Below are 1,930 nucleotides of genomic sequence, written 5' to 3'. Positions count from 1 at the left end.
TCCCTGAACAGCGGGTGAGGCCTGTCTGGACGGGAGAGGAACTCCGGGTGGAACTGCGTCCCGACCATGAACGAGGCATGAGCGTACTCCATTATTTCTACGAGTTCCCCGTCCGGCGAGATTCCTGTGGGCCACAGCCCGACCTCTTCAAAGCCTTCCCGGTAGCTATTGTTGACTTCCCATCTGTGGCGGTGCCGCTCCTCGACAGTCGGCGATCCGTAGGCACGATCCGCCCAGCTGTCCGGCACTGTGACGCATGGGTAGAGCCCGAGGCGCATCGTGCCTCCCATTTCGGTGACGTCCTTCTGACTCTGCATCAGGTCGATAACTGGGTGTGGGGTCTCCGGGTCCATCTCGGTCGAGTTGGCAGCCTCGAGGTCCATTAGGTTGCGCGCTATCTCAACCACCATTACCTGCAGCCCCAGGCAGAGGCCCAGGTAAGGAACGTCGCGACTGCGAGCGTACTTGACGGTCTCGATCATGCCCTCCACGCCACGCGGCCCGAACCCTCCGGGCACAACGATGCCTGCAACCGACTCCAGCAGCCGGCTTGGCCCTTCCTCTTCGATCTGCTCGGAGTTGATCCACTGCACTTCGATGTCTCTGTCGTAGTACAGGCCCGCGTGGAGCAGCGCCTCCTTGACCGAAATGTATGAATCGCGCAGATCGACGTACTTGCCGACGATCGCAATCGGAAGTGTCTCCTTCGGCTCATGGATAGCCTTCACCATAGTACGCCAGCCGGCCAGGCTGTCCGTGGAGTTGCCGTGCTCCGCGTTCAGGAACGCGGGCCTGCGCTCGAATGGGGAGGGACTTATCGGGGACCCCACACCCAGGCTACGCATGACCAGATCGCCTAGCCCCTCGTCCTGGAGGATTAGCGGTACTTCATAGATACTGGATACAGTCGGCAGCGTAACTACGGCCTCATTGGGGACATCGCAGTGGACGGATATCTTCTTCTTGATGTCTTCGTCTACGTCATAGTCGGAACGGCACAGAATTGCGTCAGGCTGGATGCCGATGCTCCGAAGTTCTCGTACCGAGTGCTGCGTTGGCTTGGTCTTGAGTTCATCAGTCGAAGATATATATGGCAGATATGTAACGTGTATGTAGTACACGTTGTCGCGGCCAACCTCGTTCCTCAACTGCCTGATCGCTTCAAGGAACGGAAGCCCTTCGATGTCACCGACGGTTCCCCCAACCTCAACCACGATCACATCTGCGCCGGAGTCTGCGGCGAGCTTGAGTATGCGCTGCTTGATCGCATCGGTTACATGCGGAATCGCCTGAATCGTCCCACCAAGAAACTCTCCACGTCTCTCACGGGATATGACGTCGCTGTATACCTGACCAGCAGTGATGTTGGACAGCCTTGTCAGGTTTACATCGACAAACCGCTCGTAGTGACCGAGGTCCAGATCAGTCTCGCATCCGTCTTCCGTGACGAATACCTCGCCATGCTGATAGGGAGACATCGTGCCGGGATCTACGTTCAGGTAGGGGTCGAGCTTCATCAGCGAGACCGACACGCCACGGCTCTTCAGGATACGGCCAATGGATGCGACGGTAACTCCCTTGCCTACAGAGCTGACCACTCCACCTGTCACGAAGATTATTCTTGTCATGCGGTCATCTTCTCCGGCAGGAAACTGTCCGTCCACTGGGCACTTGGGAACACGCGTATCATCGCTCTGCGTGATAGTTGATCAGCGGACATGAAGCAGGTGAGAAGGGGGCTGAGAGGGACAGTACGAGAAGGGTAGGCTTGGAAGTGAGTGCCTGGATCGGCTCTCACTTACTTTCGACTCCATCGCTGGCTGCGGCGTAAGAGTGCGTCACGGCCTCCAGTCCCTGAACGTTTGATTGAGTATATGAACGTACGTCCGAAGGTGTCAACGAAAAAGACAGGCAACTTTTCTCAACAATG

Annotated in this window: 1 protein-coding gene; it reads right to left on the bottom strand. The window is 57.3% G+C overall.

Features of this window, described 5'->3' with window-relative positions; all coding sequences use genetic code 11:
• Positions 1–1,628 (bottom strand): CTP synthase (locus J4G14_13955; GenBank protein ID MCE2458893.1); only part of this gene is annotated, 1,628 nt, incomplete at its 3' end.
• Positions 1,629–1,930: the final 302 nt, after the last annotated feature.

It is taken from the genome of Dehalococcoidia bacterium (assembly GCA_021295915.1).
Taxonomy (GTDB): Bacteria; Chloroflexota; Dehalococcoidia; order Lucifugimonadales; family UBA1123; genus VXRN01.
Note: the sequence above shows the minus strand (reverse complement) of the source record. Positions and strands in the feature narration are given on the sequence as shown.